The sequence below is a fragment of the Psychroserpens sp. S379A genome, assembly GCF_049800755.1.
Lineage (GTDB): Bacteria > Bacteroidota > Bacteroidia > Flavobacteriales > Flavobacteriaceae > Psychroserpens.
The window spans coordinates 345400-365104 of the sequence record NZ_JBNAFQ010000002.1 but is presented as its reverse complement, the minus strand read 5'-3'; the positions used below and the strand labels follow the sequence as shown (position 1 = coordinate 365104).

Genomic DNA, 19705 nt, shown 5'->3' with positions numbered 1-19705 from the left:
CCTGTTGAGTTTCAGATTAAATGAAGAATCTCAGTCTTGCCACTCTGCAATAAATAAATTTGTATCACGTCCTCCTCCATTATTTCTATTGGAAGAAAATGCCAAGTATTTTCCATCGTTAGAAAACACAGGAAAAGCATCAAAGGTTTCTCCATGAGTGACACGCTCTAGGTTCTTTCCATCAATATCAATTAAATAAAGGTTAAACGGAAAACCACGTTCAGCTTCAAAGTTAGATGAGAATAACACTTTTTTTCCAGAAGGATGAAAAAACGGACTCCAATTCGCATTTCCTAAATCGGTTAACTGACGCAAATTACTTCCGTCGGCATTACAAATATAAAGTTCCATATCTGTAGGCTCAACCAAACCTTCGGCTAGTAAATCTTTATATTCTTTGATTTCTTGTTCTGTTTTAGGTCGAGATGAACGGAAAATTAGTTTTGTTCCATCTGGTGAAAAGAAAGCGCCTCCATCGTAACCTAATTCGTTAGTGATTTGTTTAACATCACTTCCGTCAATATTCATAGTGTATAACTCTAAATCACCACTTCGTGTTGAGGTGAACACTATTTTATCACCTTTAGGAGATACTGTTGGCTCAGCGTCATAACCAACTTCATTTGTTAATTGCTTAACAATATTACCCTCTAAGTCTGCTACAAAAATATCATAGCTATCATAGATTGGCCAGATGTATTTTCCGTTTTTACGCAATGGTGTGTCTGGACACTCATCTTGTTGTAAATGTGTTGAGGCATAGATGATATGTTTATTGTCTGGCAAAAAATAAGCACAAGTTGTACGACCTTTTCCAGTACTAATCATAGGAGGTGTTTTGTCTTTGAAAGTCTCATCTACATTCATTAAAAACATTTGGTCACAACCAACATTCCATTCTTTATTATTAGATTGAAACACCAGTTGTTTGTCATCAAAACTCCAATAGGCTTCGGCATTATCACCACCAAAAGTAACTTGACGAATGGATTTAAAATGTTTTTCGCCAGGATAAATTAAAGAGTCTACCCATTTGGTTGCTCCTGAAACAGCATCTGTTGAAGACTCCTTTTTGTCAGATTTACAAGATATTATTAACAATCCTAAAAGGATAATAAGTGTGTTAGTTTTTTTCATAATTCTTGATATAAATATTATTTATATACCTAATTTTGTTCAAAATTAAGACTTCATACGATGAAAAACATATTATTTGTCCTTTTTTTAATTGTATTGATTGGATGCAAGACAGAAACAAAAGTTGAATCAATTAGTATTAAAGATGATGTTGTTTTTTTAGCATCAGATGAACTTGAAGGCAGACAAACAGGAAGCGATGGTGAGAAAGCAGCAGCAAACTATATAGCATCTCGTTTTAAAAGTTTAGGCTTAACAGCTAAAGGCACTGAAGATTATTTTCAAGCGTTTTCATTTAAACCCAAAACCGATCCTCATCAAGAAGTTAACTACACTGTTAAAGATGGAGATAGCACAATTACAGGAACCAATGTGATTGGGTTTTTAGATAATGAAGCAGAGAACACTATTATTATTGGTGCACATTACGATCATTTAGGTTATGGCGCTGAAGGCTCTTTGTTTAGAGGTGAATCTCAAGAAATTCACAATGGCGCAGATGATAATGCGAGTGGAGTTGCAGTATTATTAAACTTAGCGATGAAACTAAAGGAAAAGAATACAGGTAACAACTATTTGTTTATGGCATTTTCAGGTGAAGAAATGGGATTACTAGGTTCTAATTATTTTACTAAAAACCCAACAATTGATTTGTCTAAAGCGAACTATATGATTAATATGGATATGGTTGGTCGTTTAAAACAAGATAGTACTTTAGCGGTTTATGGCGTAGGAACCTCTCCAATTTTAAAACAAGTTGTAAAAGCTAACAATTCTAAATTTAAAGTTATAGAAAATGAATCTGGTGTTGGTCCAAGTGATCACACTTCGTTTTACAATAGTGATATTCCTGTATTACATTTTTTTACTGGTCAACATGAGGATTATCATAAACCAGGAGACGATTTTGAAAAGTTGAATTATGAAGGGATGGAAATCATTTCATCTTATATTTTCGACATTATTTCAGATTTAGATGATAATGGAAAATTAGCATTTAGGAAAACGAAGAATGAAAGTGAAGATGTACCAAGATTTAAAGTTGGTTTAGGTGTTATTCCAGATTATCTCTACGACGGAAAAGGTATGCGTATTGATGGTGTTAGTGAAGATAAACCAGCACAAAAAGCAGGACTTCAAAAAGGCGATATAGTAGTTAAACTTGGTGATAGTCTAGTGACAGATATGATGAGTTATATGCGAGCATTATCAACGTTTGATAATGGCGATACAACCAAAGTAACTGTAAAACGTGGAGAAGACGAAGTAGAAGCAGTGATTGAATTTTAGTATGGTAAAGATAGGCGACATAGAACTTTCTGACTTTCCGTTGTTGTTGGCTCCAATGGAAGATGTTAGTGATCCTCCATTTCGAGCGTTATGTAAAGAGCAAGGTGCAGATGTAGTGTATACCGAATTTGTATCTAGTGAAGGTTTGATTCGTAATGCTGCTAAAAGCGTTATGAAACTCGATATTTATGAAAAAGAGCGTCCTGTTGGGATTCAGATTTTTGGTGCCAACATGGATAGTATGCTGCAAACTATTGATATTGTTGAGCAATCTAATCCAGATATTATTGACATCAATTTTGGTTGTCCTGTAAAAAAAGTTGTGAGTAAAGGTGCAGGAGCTGGTATTTTGAAAGATGTATGTTTAATGGAACAGTTAACGGCTGAAATGGTAAAACGTACCAATTTACCTGTAACTGTAAAAACCAGATTGGGTTGGGATCACGATTCTATAAAAATTGTTGAAGTTGCTGAACGTTTACAAGACGTTGGCATTAAATCGATTGCTATTCACGGAAGAACACGTGCTCAAATGTATAAAGGAGATGCTGATTGGAAACCTATTGCTGCAGTAAAAAATAATCCGAGAATGCATATTCCTGTGTTTGGAAATGGTGATGTTAATACTCCAGAACGCGCAGCAGAAATGCGAGATTCTTATGGTTTAGATGGCGCAATGATTGGTCGTGCAACTATTGGTAATCCTTGGTTTTTTAAGCAAGTAAAGCACTATTTTAAAACAGGTGAACATCTAGCTCCAATTTCATTAGAAGAGCGTGTTGATGCTGCTAGACGTCATTTACAAATGTCGATAGATTGGAAAGGTGAGAAGTTAGGTGTTTTTGAAACGAGACGTCATTATACAAACTACTTTAAAGGGATTCCGAATTTTAAAGAATACCGAATGAAAATGGTAACCAGTGACGACTCAAAAGATGTATTTGCAGCTTTTGATGAGGTTTTAGATAAATTTTCTGGTTACGAATTTGCAACTTGATTGTATTGCAAGAAGGATGGCAGTGGCATCCTTTTGGTAATAACCAAAAGATATAGCGAACAGCCTGTTTGCGTTAGCAACTTGCCCAAATAAATCTAATTAGATTTTATCAAATTTTTAGTGATACGTTGAGAGGCTAGTTTTGATGCCAAAAGACCCAATGTTGTAATAGTTACCAAAACAATGATAAAGTTAATGGCCTGAATGACTACTGGATAAGGCTCTGAAGGAATAATCATAACCAATGAAAATTGCTTTTGTAAAAAGATAATTATAAAACCTAAAATGAGTCCGATAATGCCACTTAAAATAGTCATTAAGCTTCCTTGTAGAAAGAAGATGTGTCTAATTTCTTTTGTTGTTGCACCTAAGTTAAATAGTGTGTGTAAGGATTCTTTTTTGTCTAGAATCATCATAATTAAAGCTCCAATCACATTAAAAAGTGCTATAATAATGACTAAAGTGAATATGAGATAAACTGCTACGTTTTCGGTATTTAGCATTTTGTAAAGCGCATCGTTGAGCTGAGTTTTGTTTTTGACTTGAACATCGTTTCCTAAGATATTTTGAAGCATTTGTCTTACTTCACTTTCATTTGAATTTGGTTTTAGTTTAAATTCTAAAGCCGATAGTTGATTGTCTTTGTAATTTAAGAGTTGCTTTACGATATCTATGTCTGCATATATGTATTCGTAATTGAGAGTTTCGTTAATATTAAACACACCAATATTTGATACTTTTATAGTGTTGAAGGCACTTTTTACAGAAGTAATTTGTCCTTTTCCAGGTTTAGGAACAGCGATGGTAAGACTTTTAGTAATATCTAAAACACCAAAAGACAAGGTGTTAGAAATTCCTCCTCCAGAAACAATTTGTGATGTGCCATGCTCTAACCATCGTCCATAAATAATCATAGAGTCAATTGCAGTTACTTTTTTGTAGTTTGAATCAACACCTTTTAACGTAATGATTTGTTGTTTTTGGTCAAACTGAATAATAGCACGTTCTTCAATAATTTTTGAATAGGATGCCACTGCATCTACAGCATTTAATTGTTTTATATGATCTTTAGTGATATCGAATGATTTTCCTTGAACAGGAACCACTTTTAAATCGGGATCGACATACGAAGAAAATTTTAAGCTAAAATCTTTTAATCCAGCAAAACCAGAAAGTACAATAAACAAGGCAGCAGAGGCAATTATAGTTCCAGAAGCTGCTATAATGGTCATTATATTAATAGCGTTATTACTGCTTTTTGAAAACAAGTAACGTTTAGCTATGTATAATGAGACGTTCATTTTTTGATTTAGAAAGTAACGCTTAGGACTTTTTACGTTTATCTAAAAGGTCTTTATTTTTGATAGGATTATCTTCGCCTTTCAAGGATTTTTCGATACCATCTATATATTCTAAAGAATCATCAATAAAAAACTCTAAGTTAGGCATACGACGTAATTGGTGTTTGGTACGTTGTGCTAACTCATGTCTTATTAAAGGTGTATTAGAACGAATACCATCTAGTAATTTTTTAGCATCTTTATTCGGAAAAATACTGAGGTAGGCTTTTGCAATAGACAAGTCTGTTGTAACATTTACCTTACTCACAGAAATAATTACACCTCTCAATCCACCATCAGTAGCTGCTTTTTGTAGAACTTCAGCAAGGTCTTGTTGAAGGATGCCTCCAATTTTTTTTTGTCTTTGTGTTTCTTCCATAGTAACTATTATGTGTAGTCCTCTGCAAAAGTAGAGGATATTTAAGTATTATCTTGTTTTTGACAGTAAAATTCATACCTTAGATTATAAGATAGTCATTATTTAAAAAAACTCAAAATATAAGATTCTCGCTTTCTCGAGAAAGAACTATGAAAAAAATTGAACATATTGGAATTGCAGTAAAAGATATAGAATCGTCTAATGATTTATTTGGAAAGTTGTTAGGCAACTCACATTATAAAATTGAAGCTGTAGAGAGTGAAGGCGTAATGACTTCGTTTTTTAAAGCAGGACCTAATAAGATCGAATTGCTACAAGCTACTAATGAAGAAAGTCCGATAGCTAAATTTATTGAAAAGAAAGGCGAAGGCATACACCACATTGCATTTGCAGTTGATGATATTAAGTCTGAAATTGAGCGTTTACAAGAGGAAGGCTTTAAAATGATTCACGAGAAACCTAAGAAAGGAGCAGATAACAAACTTATTGCTTTTTTGCATCCTAAGTCTACAAATGGCGTTCTCATTGAGTTATGTCAAGATATTAAGGAATAAATTTCTTGCAGTCTTTGAAAATATGTAGTAATATTGCAGCCTTATTGGTCCCATAGCTCAGTTGGTTAGAGCACCTGACTCATAATCAGGTGGTCCTTGGTTCGAGCCCAAGTGGGACCACAAATTTAATCTAAGACTTTAGTTTTTTACTAGAGTCTTTTTTTGTTTTATTCCATTAAGCTAGTATTCACTTAGCACTTGCCATTTTTTTATAATTCCATTTTAAACAGAGCATAAGATAAATATGGTAGTCTTTTAGGAGCCCATTTTTTAAAAATTTGTTTTCTCAATATTTTAAATTGATGAACAACCAAGACATTTATTATTAGTTAATTATCTCAATTTTCATTTTTTATAATATACAAACAAGGGGAAAATAGATGCCTTTCTTGTTATACTAGTGATGCATTAATGAACTGACTCTAAGTTTATGAAGCTATCAAGGACTAAAAAATCACAAACAAATGAAACAAATTTTAACAGGCCTCATACTCTTTATCAGTTTATTAGGAAACACTCAAAACAATCCTGCAGATGTAGATTTAACAATTGGTAATGATTATGCATCTTTCACTTCGGTTAATAAAATAGTGACTCAACCAGACGGAAAAATATTAGTAGGAGGTGCTTATTATAACACTAATGGTAGAGTAGCAAGATTTAATACCGATGGAAGTACAGATACAAGTTTTCAAATAAATTCATTTACTCATAATACGAGTAATGTTATCATATCTGACATTATAATTCAGTCAGATGGAAAAATATTAGTGAGTGGATTATTTAGTTCATTTAATGGAGAATTTGCAAATTACATTATTAGATTAAATTCAGACGGAACTAAAGATACTTCTTTTGTACCTTCTCAATTCACTAGTGGAGGAGGCATTCTATATGACATGGCCTTGCAACCAGATGGTAAAATAATAATAGGAGGTCAGTTTAGTGTACAGGTTAACGGACACAATCAGTATAATGCATGTCGATTAAATACAGATGGCTCAATAGATCATTCTTTCGATTTCGGACCAGAAGGCGGTCCTCCTAATGGAACAGGAGGTGTTAGAACAATTGCACTTCAATCTGACGGAAAGGTATTATTAGGTGGAAGTTTTACTGTTTTTAACAATCAGAGTCAAGGCACTTTAATTCGTTTACATCCTGATGGTTCAAAAGATACAACATTTGATATAGGGTCAGGAGGAAATATTGGGTTTGTTGTAGGAAGAATACTGCTTCAGCCTGACAATAAAATACTAATAGCTGGTGGATTTGAAACTTGGGATGGACAACCAAAAGCTCACCTAATACGATTAAATAGTAATGGAAGCATTGATGATAGTTTTATAAATGAGTTTTCTGTTTCCAATGTAGGAAATAATACACCTACAACGATGAATTTACTGGCTAATGGAAAAATATTGGTAGTGGGTAATTCTTTTACATTATATGGGCAAAAGAACCTTTGGTTGTTAAATAGTGACGGAAGCCTTGACAATAGTTTGTCTATTGATGAAGACTCAATTAGCCAATTAAATACAATTGTCGAATTATCTAATGGTAAAATACTCTTGGGAGGCATGTTTACAGAATTTGAGGGAAGAATGCGAGACTGTTATGTGAGATTAAATCAAGATGGCTCATTAGATACTTCTTTTTTAAGTCAAGGATTTAATGATGAAGTTGTTACAATGGCACTTCAAGAAGACGGAAAAGTAATTTTAGGAGGTAGCTTTACTACGTTTAACACCATTTCACAAAATAGAATCATAAGAATTAATGGTGATGACGGAACAAAAGACATGTCATTTAATATTGGTTCGGGATTTAATGGCGATGTAAAAATAATTCTAATACAGCCCAACGGTAAAATTTTAATTGGTGGTGATTTTACAATGTATAATGGACAGAACGCGAATCATCTCATTAGATTAAACCATGATGGTACGATAGATACAACTTTTAATATAGGCTTAGGATTTAATGCTTATGTGAAAACAATTGCTCTACAACCTGATGGCAAAATAGTTATTGGAGGAAATTTTACGACATACAATGGTCAATCACAAAATTATTTAGTTCGTTTAAATGAAAACGGAACAAAAGACTCAACTTTTAATATTGAAAATTCATTTAATGGTAGAGTAACCTCACTTATATTACAAGAAGATGCTAAAATTATTGTTGGAGGAAATTTCACAACATTTAATGGAGATGAGCAACGTTATCTCGTTCGTTTATATGAAACAGGAACAAAAGACTTCTCTTTTACACCTCCTCAAGACAATGAGTTTCTTTGGAACTATACTTCAGAAGATGCTATTTTAGATTTTGCATTGACACCTAGTAAAATTTATGTAGCTACTGGATACGTCTCTAGAAGGCTAAATATGGATGGCAGTATTGATGATAGCTTTACAGCTTTATTCTACAATACTAAATCTATAGCAATTCAAGACAACGATAAAATACTTTTGGGAGGTACGTTTAGTTTTATTTTTAATAATGGTGGATATCGAAGAGGTTTGGTACAGCTAAATGATGATGGAACTATAGATACAGATTTTGATATAAGTCTAAACGGAAGCATGGATTTAGGTGGTTTTTTTCAAAATAATATAAATGATGTTTATGGTTGTAAAGATATTTTGATTCAACCAGACAATAAAATTTGGCTTGGAGGTAACTTCTTTTCTTATCGAGGCCATGAATCCTTTGGTGTAGTGAGACTAATAGGAAATGATGAGAATCTTTCAATAGATGATTTTGAAAATGCTAATACAGAACAAATGGCAATCTTTCCAAACCCTGTAAGCAATACTTTGAAAATTAATACTAAAAATAAGGAAAGTATTCATTTAGTAGAAATTTACAACCTCACAGGACAATTGGTGTTAAAGCAAACATCAGGAGGTGATACTATTGATGTTTCTACACTTGATAAAAGTATATATCTTATAAAGATAACTACGTCTAATACTAGAGAATATACATCAAAATTTATAAAGCAATAATGCATTTAAAAAGGCTAAACGATTGAAGAACTTTTATTTTTATAAATGTTTCCTCAACGAATTCTAGTTTAACTATTACGAATTCTAGAAGCTCCTCTTGTTCACTCTAAAGTCGGTCTATATTTGAATCAAACAAGTATAAACCCATAAAACAAATCATTATGAAAACTTTAAAGAAAACTCAGGAGAAAATCGTAAAAACGAAGCTTAGAATATTTCAAGCTTTACTTATTGTAGCAGTATGTTTTATTGCTTCAGATGTGTATTCGCAAACAAAAGAAGTAGAATTCGATGTTTACTCAACTTCAGCAACTAAAGCCTCAAAATATGTGTTGGCAGATGATGTTTCACTTCGTGATTGTCCGTCAGTACAATGTGAGCAACTTACAACAATTAATATTGGAACCAATGTGAGATTATTAGCCAAAAGTGATACACCTCATACAATTAATGGTATTAAAAGCAGATGGTATAAAATTAAAATGGGACCACAAGTAGGTTGGGTTTTTGGAGGTATGATTTCTCAAAAAACACTAGCAAGTTCTACAAATCCAGAAATAAAATTTCTTTTTGGTGAAGCAGGATACGATTTTAAAGGCAACAAGCAATTTCAAGTTAGAGCTATTAAAAATGGAGTTCAAATTGATAAAATTGTGTTTCGTTCTAAGCGACTAAATCACGAGAACATATCTTTAGTAAATCAAAAAGAGGCTAAATTAAATGGTGATGTAATTGCACTTGATGATCGTGTTGATAATGCATCATATATTGTATTTAAAGATAACAAACTTAAAAAAACAAATACGTTAATTGCTAAAACAAACACTAAACCAATATATACTGGACTTTCTTATGTGTTGTGTGAAGATGAAAATTAATAAATGTTGTAGTTGATGTTTTTAGCGCTGCGTTTCTTTAAAGATCGTGGCGCTTTTTTAAGGATATTAAAAATGTATATACTTCAACGCTCAAAACTGCGTTCAAAATTGTAAGTTGCATTCAGATAGTTATACCATATTGAAAAGCATTTTATCATACTGCCTTTTAGTGTTTTGTTGTTTGTTTTTTTATAAAATACAATCTCAAAACAAGCAACTTAGAGCCTATACTTTAGAGGATGGCTTACCTCAATCACAAGTTTATGCAATGACATTAGATACCAAAGGGTATTTGTGGCTAGGGACTCAAGGAGGAGGTTTGGCAAGATTTGATGGCAGTAATTTTAAAGTTTTTAATAAAACTCAAGGATTGGCATCTAATTATATTCAAGTCATAAAAGCTTCAAACGACACGTTATATTTAGGCACAAAAAAAGGACTTTCTATAAAAGTAAAAGACAAGTTTTTTAACATAAATATTCCTCAAGTCAATGAAATTTTAAAGTTTGATCAAACAATCTATTTATTAACCAACGACGGACTTTATAAATTAAAGAATACGACTTCAGCAGAAAAACTACAATTACACTCAACAATTAATAATAGCAAGATTAACGATCTAGTCTTTAATGGTAAACACTATTGGTTAGCAACTAACAATGGGCTTTGGAAATTGAGTGCCATAGATACAGAAGCAAAAACCATCGAACAATTAGATTATAATGATTATATAGGACTAGCCGTTTTGGGTTCTAAAATTTTCGCCTCTACATTTAATAATGGCATTTTGGTTATTAAATCGCAAAACTTCGAAGATGCTTATTTAATAAGAGAACCGTCGCGAATTAATAGCATATCTATTCAAAATAGCAATCAACTTTGGGTGGCAACAGATAATACTGGAGTTTCAGTGCTAGATACTGAAACTTATAAAGTCTTATTTCAGATTAAAAATACCAACGGACTTTCGACATCTCACGTAAGAGATGTTTTATCAGATCAGCAAGGAAACATTTGGATTGGAACTTCTGGTGGTGGACTTTATAAATATTTTCAGAATAGTTTTAAGTTCTATAATGTTGAAACAGGTTTAAATGGTAATCGAATTTACGCAGTTCATCATAACCAAAAAGGATTGTGGATTTCTAATGCAGAAGCTGGATTAATGAGAATTGATGCTATGGGAATTCATGATGTAGAACTGCCCGAAACATTTTCAGGAGTTAAAATTAAAACAATAACAAGTAATGAAGATGGTAATATTTGGTTTGGTTCCGACGGAAAAGGATTGGGATTTAGAGGAACCATTTTATCAGATTCTATAGTTATTGATACCTTAAAAAAGTCTAAACAAAGAATTCCAATAGAACAAGTTATTACTAAAAGTTTTAATACCAATAATGGGTTTCCTTTTGACTGGATTCGATCAGTATACGCTAAAAATGACACCATTTGGGCTGCAACATATTCAAGTGGAATTGTAAAGTTTGGTTTTAATCCTGTTCGAGACAAACTAAGCATTTATAAAACCTACTCTAAACTTGAAGGTCTAGAAGATGTGTATATAAGAGACATGTTTGGAGACCATCACAACCGATTATGGTATGCAACTCAAAATGGTCATATAGGTTATTTAAAAGGAAATCGAGTTTCGCATTTAGGTCAGGTTTTAGATCAAAGCATTTCAATTAACTCCATTGTAATTCATAACAACACCATATTTTTAGGTACAGCAGGTAATGGTGTTTGGTGGTCTAATGATGTTAATTTTAGTACATTCAAAAAATTAAAAGGCACAAAAAATTTAGCTTCAGAAAATGTATATCAGTTTATGTTTGACGATCAAGGCTACCTTTGGGTTGGTTCAGAAAAAGGCGTAGACAAAATTGAATTAAACAAAAACAATGAGATTAACGATGTGTTTTTCTTCGGAAGAAATGATGGGTTCTTAGGCATTGAAACCTGTTTAAATGCTGTAGACAAAGATGATAAAGGCCATTTGTGGTTTGGTGCTATTAATGGATTAACCGAATATCAGCCAACAAATATGAGCTTCAATTCTAAAAAGCCAAAACTGTTTTTTGAAGATGTAAAAGTGGCTTACAAAAGTATAGACACCATTAATTTATCAACTTGGAGCAATTCAAATAAAGTACTGCAATTAAATCCAAATCAAAATCAAATTAGTTTTACATTTAAAAGCATCGATGTTGATCATCCTAACGGAATAGAATATCGTTACAAATTAAACGATAGCGATTGGAGTTTATGGACAACACACAACTCGCAAGATTTCTCCGAACTTCATTATGGACATCATAATTTTATCGTGCAATCTAGAAATCATAGATGGACAGAAAGTGAACCTTTGCAATTTTCATTTTATATTGAAACACCTCTACACAAAAAAGCATGGTTTCAATGGTTGCTTATTGCATTAGTCATTTTAATATTTGCTCTTTTAAGTCTTCAATACATTAAGAGATTAAAACAAAAAAATATAATTGAGCAAGAACGACTGCAACTTGAAAACCATTTATTAACCCTAGAACAAAAGGCTTTACGCTTGCAAATGAATCCGCATTTTATTTTTAATGTTCTTAATGGCATCAAGGCAATGGCGTCAACAAAACCAGAAAAGATGAATACCACAGTGAATAGTTTTGCAATACTATTGAGAGAAACTTTGATGAATTCTAGAAAAGATAAAATTAGCTTAGACCAAGAAATTAAAACCTTAAAGCACTATATTGAAGTAGAGCGTTTAATGGCAGAAAAACCTTTTGAATATAAAATTATTACAAATTCTAAATTAGATACGGAAGAAATTCTGATTCCATCAATGTTAATTCAACCTTTTGTTGAAAATGCAATAAGACATGGCATTTTAAAAGGATCAAGAACAGGGCAACTTAACATTCAATTTGATACAATTGAAGATAAATTGAAAGTAACTATTAAAGATAATGGTATCGGAATTTATAAGTCACAACAGCAAAAACCAAAAACCGATCATCAGTCTATGGCACTTAAAGTTACACGAGAACGATTAGAGTCTATATCTGGTAAAGACGCGCTAGAAATTAAAGAAACAAAACAACAAGACGGAACAATTACAGGCACAACCATTATGTTTAAAATCCCTCTTGAAACCGATTATTAATTATGTTAACAGCAATCATTGTAGAAGATTTAGAAGATGCAATGCAACTTTTAAAAAAGGACGTAGAAATACATCATCCTGAGATAAAAATTATAAATACTGCCAAAAGTGTTGTTGAAGCAGCAAAAGTACTTCGTAATAACCAGCCAGATATTTTGTTTTTAGATATCATGCTTGGAGATGGTACAGGGTTTGACGTACTTGAAATTTTCCCAGAATTAAAATCGAAAATCATTTTTGTCACTGCTAGTGATGAATACGCCATTAAAGCCTTTAAGTTTGCTGCCATAGATTATGTGCTAAAACCTTATGCTCAAGAAGAATTGTCAAATGCCATTGAAAGAGCAAAGCAGCAAATTCAACCCAATAAAGAACGACTAGACATATTAAAACAGACGTTGAGTTCTCCTGAAAAAAAGCCTGATAAAATTTCGCTTCATACACTTGATAAAATTAGTATTGTTAATCTAGATGATATAATTCGTTGCGAATCCGACAGTAACAATACGATGTTTTACTTAAAAGAAGGAAAAAAAGTATTTGTAACTAAAACCCTGAAATATTTTTCAGATTTGTTAAAGCCTTTTGGTTTTTTGAGAGTCCATCAAAGTCATTTGGTTAATTTACAATACATCAACGCTTTTATTAAAACAGATGGAGGTTATTTGATGCTAACAAATGGTAAAAGTGTTCCAGTCTCTGTGAGAAAAAAAGCCGAAGTTATAGACGTGTTAGATCAAATGCACAAATAAGAAGATGTTTAAATACAAAACAAAAACAGTAAAATACAACATAACAAGTAATTAAAACTAAAATAATATTGATTTGCTTTTATATGTATTAAAAAAGCATATATTTGACATTAGGAAAATTTTAACGATTTCAAAAAGCAAATTAACACTTCAACGATGTTTTTTGTTTTTTAGAGAGTAGTTTTCAATTTTTATTTTGTTGACACAGTTTTTTTTATACATTTACGGACTAATGAAAATGCAAAACAGGAAATATATTGCCTCAATCTTATTTGTATTAATAAGTTTTGTGTCTAATGGTCAGACCGATGGAACTCCACCTCCTCCTGTTCCACCACCACCACCTGGTTTACCAATTGATGATTTTTTACCTGTTTTATTTGTAGTTGCTTTAGCTTATGGTGTAATAAAGCGCTTCAAATTTTCAAAACGTTAAGATGCTGTATTTAAATTGTACAGTCGTTTTATATATTTTCCAACAACATCAAATTCTAAGTTAACAACAGTTCCAACTTCAAACGTATTAAAATTGGTATGTTCATAGGTATATGGAATTATCGCAACACTAAATTGATTTAATTTTGAATCAACAACAGTTAAACTTACACCATTTACAGTTATCGATCCTTTTTCAATAGTAATATTGTTTAAAGATGTGTCGTATTCAAACGTAAAAACCCAACTTCCATCAACAGGTTTAACAGATTGACAAATAGCAGTTTGATCAACATGACCTTGAACAATATGACCATCAAGTCGGTCTCCAAGTTTCATAGCACGCTCAATGTTTACTTGATCTCCAACCTTTAAATGACCAAGGTTAGTTTTGTCTAATGTTTCTTTAATCGCTGTTACAGTATAAGTATCATCTTTAATTTGAATCACAGTTAAGCAAATACCATTATGCGAAACACTTTGATCTATTTTTAATTCATGAGTAATGCTTGATTGCATAGTTAAATGAAGGTTCTCTTGCTCATGTTCAAGTCGAGTTACAATCCCTAAGTCTTCAATAATACCTGTAAACATAATGTCAATTAAATGGTTAAATTTGTAATCACAAAAATACATACAAAAGATAGTATTTAATTAAAACGACCTATAAATTTTAGCCAAAACGATAACAGAACAATGCTAAAAGATAATAGAATATAAATGAAGAAAGAAAGCAGAATAAAAGTAGGAATTTCTATAGGAGACCTCAATGGAATAGGCTCAGAAATCATTATAAAAACCTTTGAAGATAATAGAATGTTGGAGTTTTGTACACCAGTAATCTTTGCTTCAATAAAAACAATGTCGTTTTTTAAAAAGCATTTTAAAAGCGCTATTAATTTTCATAGTATAAACCACACAGATCAAATTGTTGATGGTAAAATTAATGTCTTAAATGTGTGGAAAGAAAATGTTAAGATTAATTTTGGAGAAGAAAATACGACTATTGGAGCGTATTCGGTGAAATCTCTAGAAAAAGCGACAACTGCTTTAAAAAATGAAGCTATCGATGTATTGGTCACTGCGCCAATTCACAAGCATAATATTCAGTCTGAAAATTTTAAATTCCCAGGACACACCAATTATTTAGCTGAAAAACTTGGCGGAAAAAGTCTGATGTTCATGGTCACTGAGAATTTAAAAGTTGGACTACTAACAGATCATGTACCAGTAAAAGATGTTCCAGCACATATTACCTCAGATCTCATTGAAGACAAAGTAAAAACAGTTTACGAATCTTTAGTTAAAGACTTTAGAGTTAATAAACCCAAAATTGCTGTTTTAGGAATTAATCCTCACGCTGGAGATAATGGTGTAATAGGAAATGAGGACGACAATGTATTAAAACCTACCTTAGAAAAAATTAGAGCAAATAATAAATTAGTGTATGGACCATATTCAGCCGATAGTTTTTTTGGCTCTGGAAACTACAAAAATTTCGACGCTATTATTGCAGCTTATCACGACCAAGGATTAATTCCTTTTAAAACCATTGCCTTTGGAAATGGTGTTAATTATACAGCAGGACTCAATAGAGTAAGAACCTCTCCAGATCATGGAACAGCTTTTGAAATAGCTGGAAAAGGCAATGCCGATAACGGTTCGTTCAAAGAAGCAGTTTTTACTGCCATTCAAATTTTTAAAAACCGAATAGAATTCCAAAACATCTCCAAAAACCCTCTTAAAGCAAGACCAAAAAAGATATAAACATTTTTTGTTTATAACATCTTTAAATTTAATAAAAAATGTATATATTTGCAGGCTCAAAATGAATGCGATGATGAAGCCTTTAAAAGACTATACCATACCATATGTTGGTCTCAAGATAGGAAAGCACCATTTTGATTATCAAATTGATAAAACGTTCTTTGAGCATTTTGAGTATGATGATTTTAATGATGTTGATGTCAAAACAGAATTGACTTTCGAAAAAAAGACAACACTGTTAGAGTTGCATTTTCATGTTTCAGGCATTGTAAATGTTAATTGTGACATCACAAATGAACCTTATAATCAAGAGGTCAATGGAGACTTTAATTTGGTTGTAAAGTTTGGAGATGAATATAATGATGATTTTGAAGATATTGTTATTTTACCTCATGGTGAATACGAAATAAATGTTGCGCAATACGTATATGAATTAATCATATTGTCAATGCCAGCTAAACGAATTCATCCAGGAGTAGAAGACGGAACATTAGATTCAGACATACTTAAAAAATTAGAAGAATTAAGTCCAAAGGACTTGCAAGAAAAAGAAGAAACATCAGAGGAAATAGATCCTCGTTGGAATACATTAAAAAAACTATTAACGGATAAATAACATATAAAATGGCACATCCTAAAAGAAAAATATCTAAAACAAGAAGAGATAAAAGAAGAACACATTATAAAGCATCTGTTCCTACAATTGCTACGTGTCCTACAACAGGAGAAGCACACCTTTACCACAGAGCTCACTGGCACGAAGGTAAATTATATTACAGAGGTCAAGTATTAATTGACAACTCTGAAACAGAAGAAAACTTAGCATAAGTATTATGCAAGCATATAATAAAACGCTCAACTTTGGGCGTTTTTTTTATGTTTAATTTCTAAAAGTCTTAAAAACGACTTAATTTGCGCCATATTCGTTCAAAATTTAGTAAATTCATTGAAATTTCGCCTTTTTTTGACGATTTAGTCTTGTTAAGACTGCTTTTAAAAAAATGATATGAGTAAAATAACAGCTGCCATTACAGGTGTAGGAGCTTATTTACCTGAATATAAGTTGACCAACCAAATTTTGGAAACTATGGTCGATACTAATGACGAATGGATTACGACACGAACAGGTATTAAAGAACGTCGCATCCTTAAAGAAGACGGAAAAGGAACTTCATTTTTAGCTATAAATGCTGCTAAAGACCTTATCAATAAAAAGGGAATAGATCCAAAAGAGATAGAATTAGTAATCGTTGCAACTGCAACTCCAGACATGAAAGCGGCTTCAACCGCAGCGTTTACAGCAACTCAAATAGGAGCAACAAATGCGTTTTCATTCGATTTAGAAGCAGCTTGTTCTAGCTTTCTTTACGGAATGTCTGTAGCTGCACGTTATATAGAATCTGGAAAATATAAAAAAGTATTACTCATTGGAGCTGATAAAAATTCTTCAATGATTAATTACAAAGATAGAGCAACATGCATCATTTTTGGTGATGGAGCAGGAGCAGTTTTGTTTGAACCAAACCACGAAGGCTATGGACTGCAAGACGAGCTTTTAAGAAGTAATGGTGAAGGACGAGAGTTTCTTCATGCACAATATGGAGGTTCATCATATCCTTCAACACCTGAAGCAATTGCAGAAGGAAAACATTTTGTGTTTCAAGAAGGACGTACTGTGTTTAAAAATGCCGTATTTAATATGGCAGATGTCACTGAACGTATCTTGGAGCGAAATAACTTAACCAAAGACGATATTTCGTGGTTGGCTGCACATCAAGCTAATAAACGAATTATTGAAGCCACAGCAAATCGAGTATCATTAGAGCCAGAAAAGGTAATGATGAATATTCACAAGTATGGTAATACTACATCAGCTACATTACCATTACTATTACACGATTACGAATCACAATTAAAAAAAGACGATAAAATTATATTCGCTGCCTTTGGTGGTGGATTTACTTGGGGTTCCATTTATTTTAAATGGGCTTATAATTCCTAAACTTTAACTAACTAATTTAAAGACTAATTCATTATGGATATTAAGGAAATTCAAAACTTAATTAAATTTGTAGCAAAATCTGGTGCAAGTGAGGTTAAATTAGAAATGGATGATGTTAAAATCACCATTAGAACAGGAACAGATGGAAAATCTGAACCTACCACTTATGTTCAACAAATACCAATGGGTCAACCAGTAGCACAAGCTCCAGCAGCTCCAGTTGCTGCTCCTGCTCCAGCAGCTCCAGCTACCGAAACTCCTGAAGCTTCAGACGACTCAAAATACATTACTATAAAATCTCCTATTATTGGAACATTCTATCGCAAACCTTCTCCAGACAAACCTGTGTTTGTTGAGGTTGGATCGTCAATAGGTGAAGGCGATGTGCTTTGTGTTATTGAAGCAATGAAACTATTCAACGAAATTGAATCAGAAGTCTCTGGAAAAATTGTCAAAATATTAGTTGACGATGCCTCACCAGTAGAATTTGATCAACCGTTATTTTTGGTAGATCCATCATAATCTGAAGTTTAAAGTTTAAAGTTTAAAGTCTAATGCATATCGTATTTAGACTTTAAGCAGACAAACCCATAAACGCTTAAACTCAAAAGTTATGTTCAAAAAAATATTGATTGCCAATAGAGGAGAAATAGCACTACGTGTTATTAGAACCTGTAAAGAAATGGGAATAAAAACGGTTGCTGTGTATTCTACAGCAGATGCAGAAAGCTTACATGTAAAGTTTGCTGACGAAGCCGTATGTATTGGACCACCTTCCAGTGCAGATTCTTACCTTAAAATATCAAACGTAATAGCAGCAGCAGAAATTACTAATGCAGATGCCATTCATCCTGGTTATGGTTTTTTATCTGAAAATGCTAAGTTTTCTAAAATCTGTGAAGAACACAATATTAAATTTATTGGTGCTTCCGAAGATATGATTGCCAAAATGGGAGACAAAGCCACAGCTAAAGCAACGATGAAAGCAGCTGGTGTGCCTTGTGTTCCTGGTAGTGATGGAATTATTGAAGATTTTGAAGCTTGTCAAAAAATTGCAAAAGAAACAGGTTATCCTGTTATGTTAAAAGCTACAGCTGGTGGTGGTGGAAAAGGAATGCGTGCGGTTTGGAAACCAGAAGATTTAAAAGACGCTTGGGATTCTGCTAGACAGGAATCTAAAGCTGCTTTCGGCAATGACGACATGTACATGGAAAAACTCATCGAAGAACCACGTCATATCGAAATTCAAATTGTAGGTGATTCTACAGGAAGAGCCTGTCATTTATCAGAGCGTGATTGCTCTGTGCAACGTCGTCACCAAAAGTTAACCGAAGAAGTGCCTTCACCTTTTATGACACCTGCTCTACGTAAAAAAATGGGACTTGCTGCTGTAAAAGCTGCTGAGTTTATTAAATACGAAGGTGCTGGAACTGTAGAGTTCCTTGTAGATAAACATCGTAACTTCTACTTCATGGAAATGAATACACGTATTCAAGTAGAGCATCCAATTACTGAACAAGTGATTGATTTCGATTTAATACGTGAGCAAATTTTAGTGGCTGCTGGTGTGCCAATTTCAGGTAAAAACTACACGCCAAATTTACATTCTATCGAGTGTCGTATCAATGCCGAAGATCCATTTAACGACTTTAGACCTTCTCCAGGACGTATTACTACTTTACACGCTCCAGGAGGTCATGGTGTGCGATTAGACACTCATGTTTACGCTGGCTATGTGATTCCGCCTAACTACGACTCAATGATTGCAAAATTGATTACTACAGCGCAAACACGTGAAGAAGCGATAAACAAAATGAAACGTGCTTTAGATGAATTCGTTATCGAAGGGATTAAAACAACCATTCCATTCCACAGACAATTAATGGAGCATCCAGATTATTTGGCAGGTAATTATACTACCAAATTCATGGAAGATTTCGAAATTCAACCTGAAGAAGATTAATATTACAACTCCGAAATTTATATTTCGGAGTTTT

18 protein-coding genes and 1 tRNA gene are annotated in these 19705 nt (G+C 32.8%); 15 read left to right on the top strand and 4 right to left on the bottom strand.

Going from position 1 to position 19705, the window contains the following annotated elements; genetic code table 11:
- Positions 1–30: 30 nt before the first annotated feature.
- Positions 31–1137 (bottom strand): TolB family protein, encoded by a 1107-nt coding sequence (locus tag ACP15M_RS06410; RefSeq protein WP_425076358.1) that lies wholly within the window; start codon positions 1135–1137, stop codon positions 31–33.
- Between the two features lie 60 nt (positions 1138–1197).
- On the opposite strand from ACP15M_RS06410, the gene ACP15M_RS06405 reads away from it, so the two are divergent.
- Complete coding sequence (locus ACP15M_RS06405; protein WP_425076357.1) at positions 1198–2427, top strand: M28 family peptidase; 1230 nt, start codon at positions 1198–1200, stop codon at positions 2425–2427.
- A gap of 1 nt (position 2428) precedes the next feature.
- The gene (dusB, locus tag ACP15M_RS06400; RefSeq protein ID WP_425076356.1) at positions 2429–3424 is read left to right on the top strand and encodes a tRNA dihydrouridine synthase DusB; all 996 of its coding nucleotides are present in this window, start codon (positions 2429–2431) and stop codon (positions 3422–3424) included.
- A gap of 95 nt (positions 3425–3519) precedes the next feature.
- On the opposite strand, the gene ACP15M_RS06395 is transcribed toward dusB, so the two are convergent.
- Together ACP15M_RS06395 and rbfA are read right to left on the bottom strand one after the other, a co-directional pair.
- Entirely contained in the window at positions 3520–4725 is a 1206-nt protein-coding gene (locus tag ACP15M_RS06395; RefSeq protein WP_425076355.1) for an ABC transporter permease, read from the bottom strand.
- A 22-nt stretch (positions 4726–4747) separates the two neighbouring features.
- The gene (rbfA, locus tag ACP15M_RS06390; protein ID WP_425076354.1) at positions 4748–5143 is read right to left on the bottom strand and encodes a 30S ribosome-binding factor RbfA; all 396 of its coding nucleotides are present in this window, start codon (positions 5141–5143) and stop codon (positions 4748–4750) included.
- A gap of 149 nt (positions 5144–5292) precedes the next feature.
- Here rbfA and mce point away from each other — a divergent pair, with 149 nt between their 5' ends.
- The 7 genes from mce to ACP15M_RS06355 all read left to right on the top strand — a co-directional run bounded on the left by mce (position 5293) and on the right by ACP15M_RS06355 (position 13940).
- A complete protein-coding gene (gene mce / locus ACP15M_RS06385) occupies positions 5293–5697 on the top strand; it encodes a methylmalonyl-CoA epimerase (RefSeq protein ID WP_425076353.1) in 405 nt (134 codons plus the stop codon).
- 46 nt (positions 5698–5743) lie between these two features.
- A tRNA-Ile gene (locus ACP15M_RS06380) sits at positions 5744–5817 on the top strand.
- Between the two features lie 344 nt (positions 5818–6161).
- Entirely contained in the window at positions 6162–8711 is a 2550-nt protein-coding gene (locus tag ACP15M_RS06375) for a T9SS type A sorting domain-containing protein (protein WP_425076352.1), read from the top strand.
- A gap of 161 nt (positions 8712–8872) precedes the next feature.
- A complete protein-coding gene (locus ACP15M_RS06370; RefSeq protein ID WP_425076351.1) occupies positions 8873–9589 on the top strand; it encodes a hypothetical protein in 717 nt (238 codons plus the stop codon).
- A 181-nt stretch (positions 9590–9770) separates the two neighbouring features.
- Positions 9771–12752, top strand: a complete 2982-nt coding sequence (locus ACP15M_RS06365; RefSeq protein ID WP_425076350.1) for a ligand-binding sensor domain-containing protein — start codon at positions 9771–9773, stop codon at positions 12750–12752.
- Between the two features lie 2 nt (positions 12753–12754).
- Positions 12755–13504: a LytR/AlgR family response regulator transcription factor gene (locus tag ACP15M_RS06360; protein WP_425076349.1), complete on the top strand. Its 750-nt coding sequence runs from the start codon at positions 12755–12757 to the stop codon at positions 13502–13504.
- 232 nt (positions 13505–13736) lie between these two features.
- Positions 13737–13940: a hypothetical protein gene (locus ACP15M_RS06355; protein WP_425076348.1), complete on the top strand. Its 204-nt coding sequence runs from the start codon at positions 13737–13739 to the stop codon at positions 13938–13940.
- On the opposite strand, the gene ACP15M_RS06350 is transcribed toward ACP15M_RS06355, so the two are convergent.
- On the bottom strand, positions 13937–14533 hold the full coding sequence (locus tag ACP15M_RS06350; RefSeq protein ID WP_425076347.1) for a riboflavin synthase: 597 nt from the start codon (positions 14531–14533) through the stop codon (positions 13937–13939). The genes ACP15M_RS06355 and ACP15M_RS06350 overlap by 4 nt on opposite strands.
- Positions 14534–14659: 126 nt before the next feature.
- Here ACP15M_RS06350 and pdxA point away from each other — a divergent pair, with 126 nt between their 5' ends.
- The 6 genes from pdxA to accC all read left to right on the top strand — a co-directional run bounded on the left by pdxA (position 14660) and on the right by accC (position 19671).
- Entirely contained in the window at positions 14660–15706 is a 1047-nt protein-coding gene (pdxA, locus tag ACP15M_RS06345) for a 4-hydroxythreonine-4-phosphate dehydrogenase PdxA (RefSeq protein WP_425076346.1), read from the top strand.
- A gap of 73 nt (positions 15707–15779) precedes the next feature.
- Entirely contained in the window at positions 15780–16322 is a 543-nt protein-coding gene (locus ACP15M_RS06340) for a YceD family protein (RefSeq protein WP_425076881.1), read from the top strand.
- 8 nt (positions 16323–16330) lie between these two features.
- Positions 16331–16534 (top strand): 50S ribosomal protein L32, encoded by a 204-nt coding sequence (gene rpmF / locus ACP15M_RS06335; RefSeq protein WP_425076345.1) that lies wholly within the window; start codon positions 16331–16333, stop codon positions 16532–16534.
- 178 nt (positions 16535–16712) lie between these two features.
- A complete protein-coding gene (locus ACP15M_RS06330) occupies positions 16713–17708 on the top strand; it encodes a beta-ketoacyl-ACP synthase III (protein ID WP_425076344.1) in 996 nt (331 codons plus the stop codon).
- 33 nt (positions 17709–17741) lie between these two features.
- Positions 17742–18230, top strand: a complete 489-nt coding sequence (accB, locus tag ACP15M_RS06325) for an acetyl-CoA carboxylase biotin carboxyl carrier protein (protein ID WP_425076343.1) — start codon at positions 17742–17744, stop codon at positions 18228–18230.
- A 91-nt stretch (positions 18231–18321) separates the two neighbouring features.
- Complete coding sequence (gene accC / locus ACP15M_RS06320; RefSeq protein ID WP_425076342.1) at positions 18322–19671, top strand: acetyl-CoA carboxylase biotin carboxylase subunit; 1350 nt, start codon at positions 18322–18324, stop codon at positions 19669–19671.
- Positions 19672–19705 lie beyond the last annotated feature (34 nt).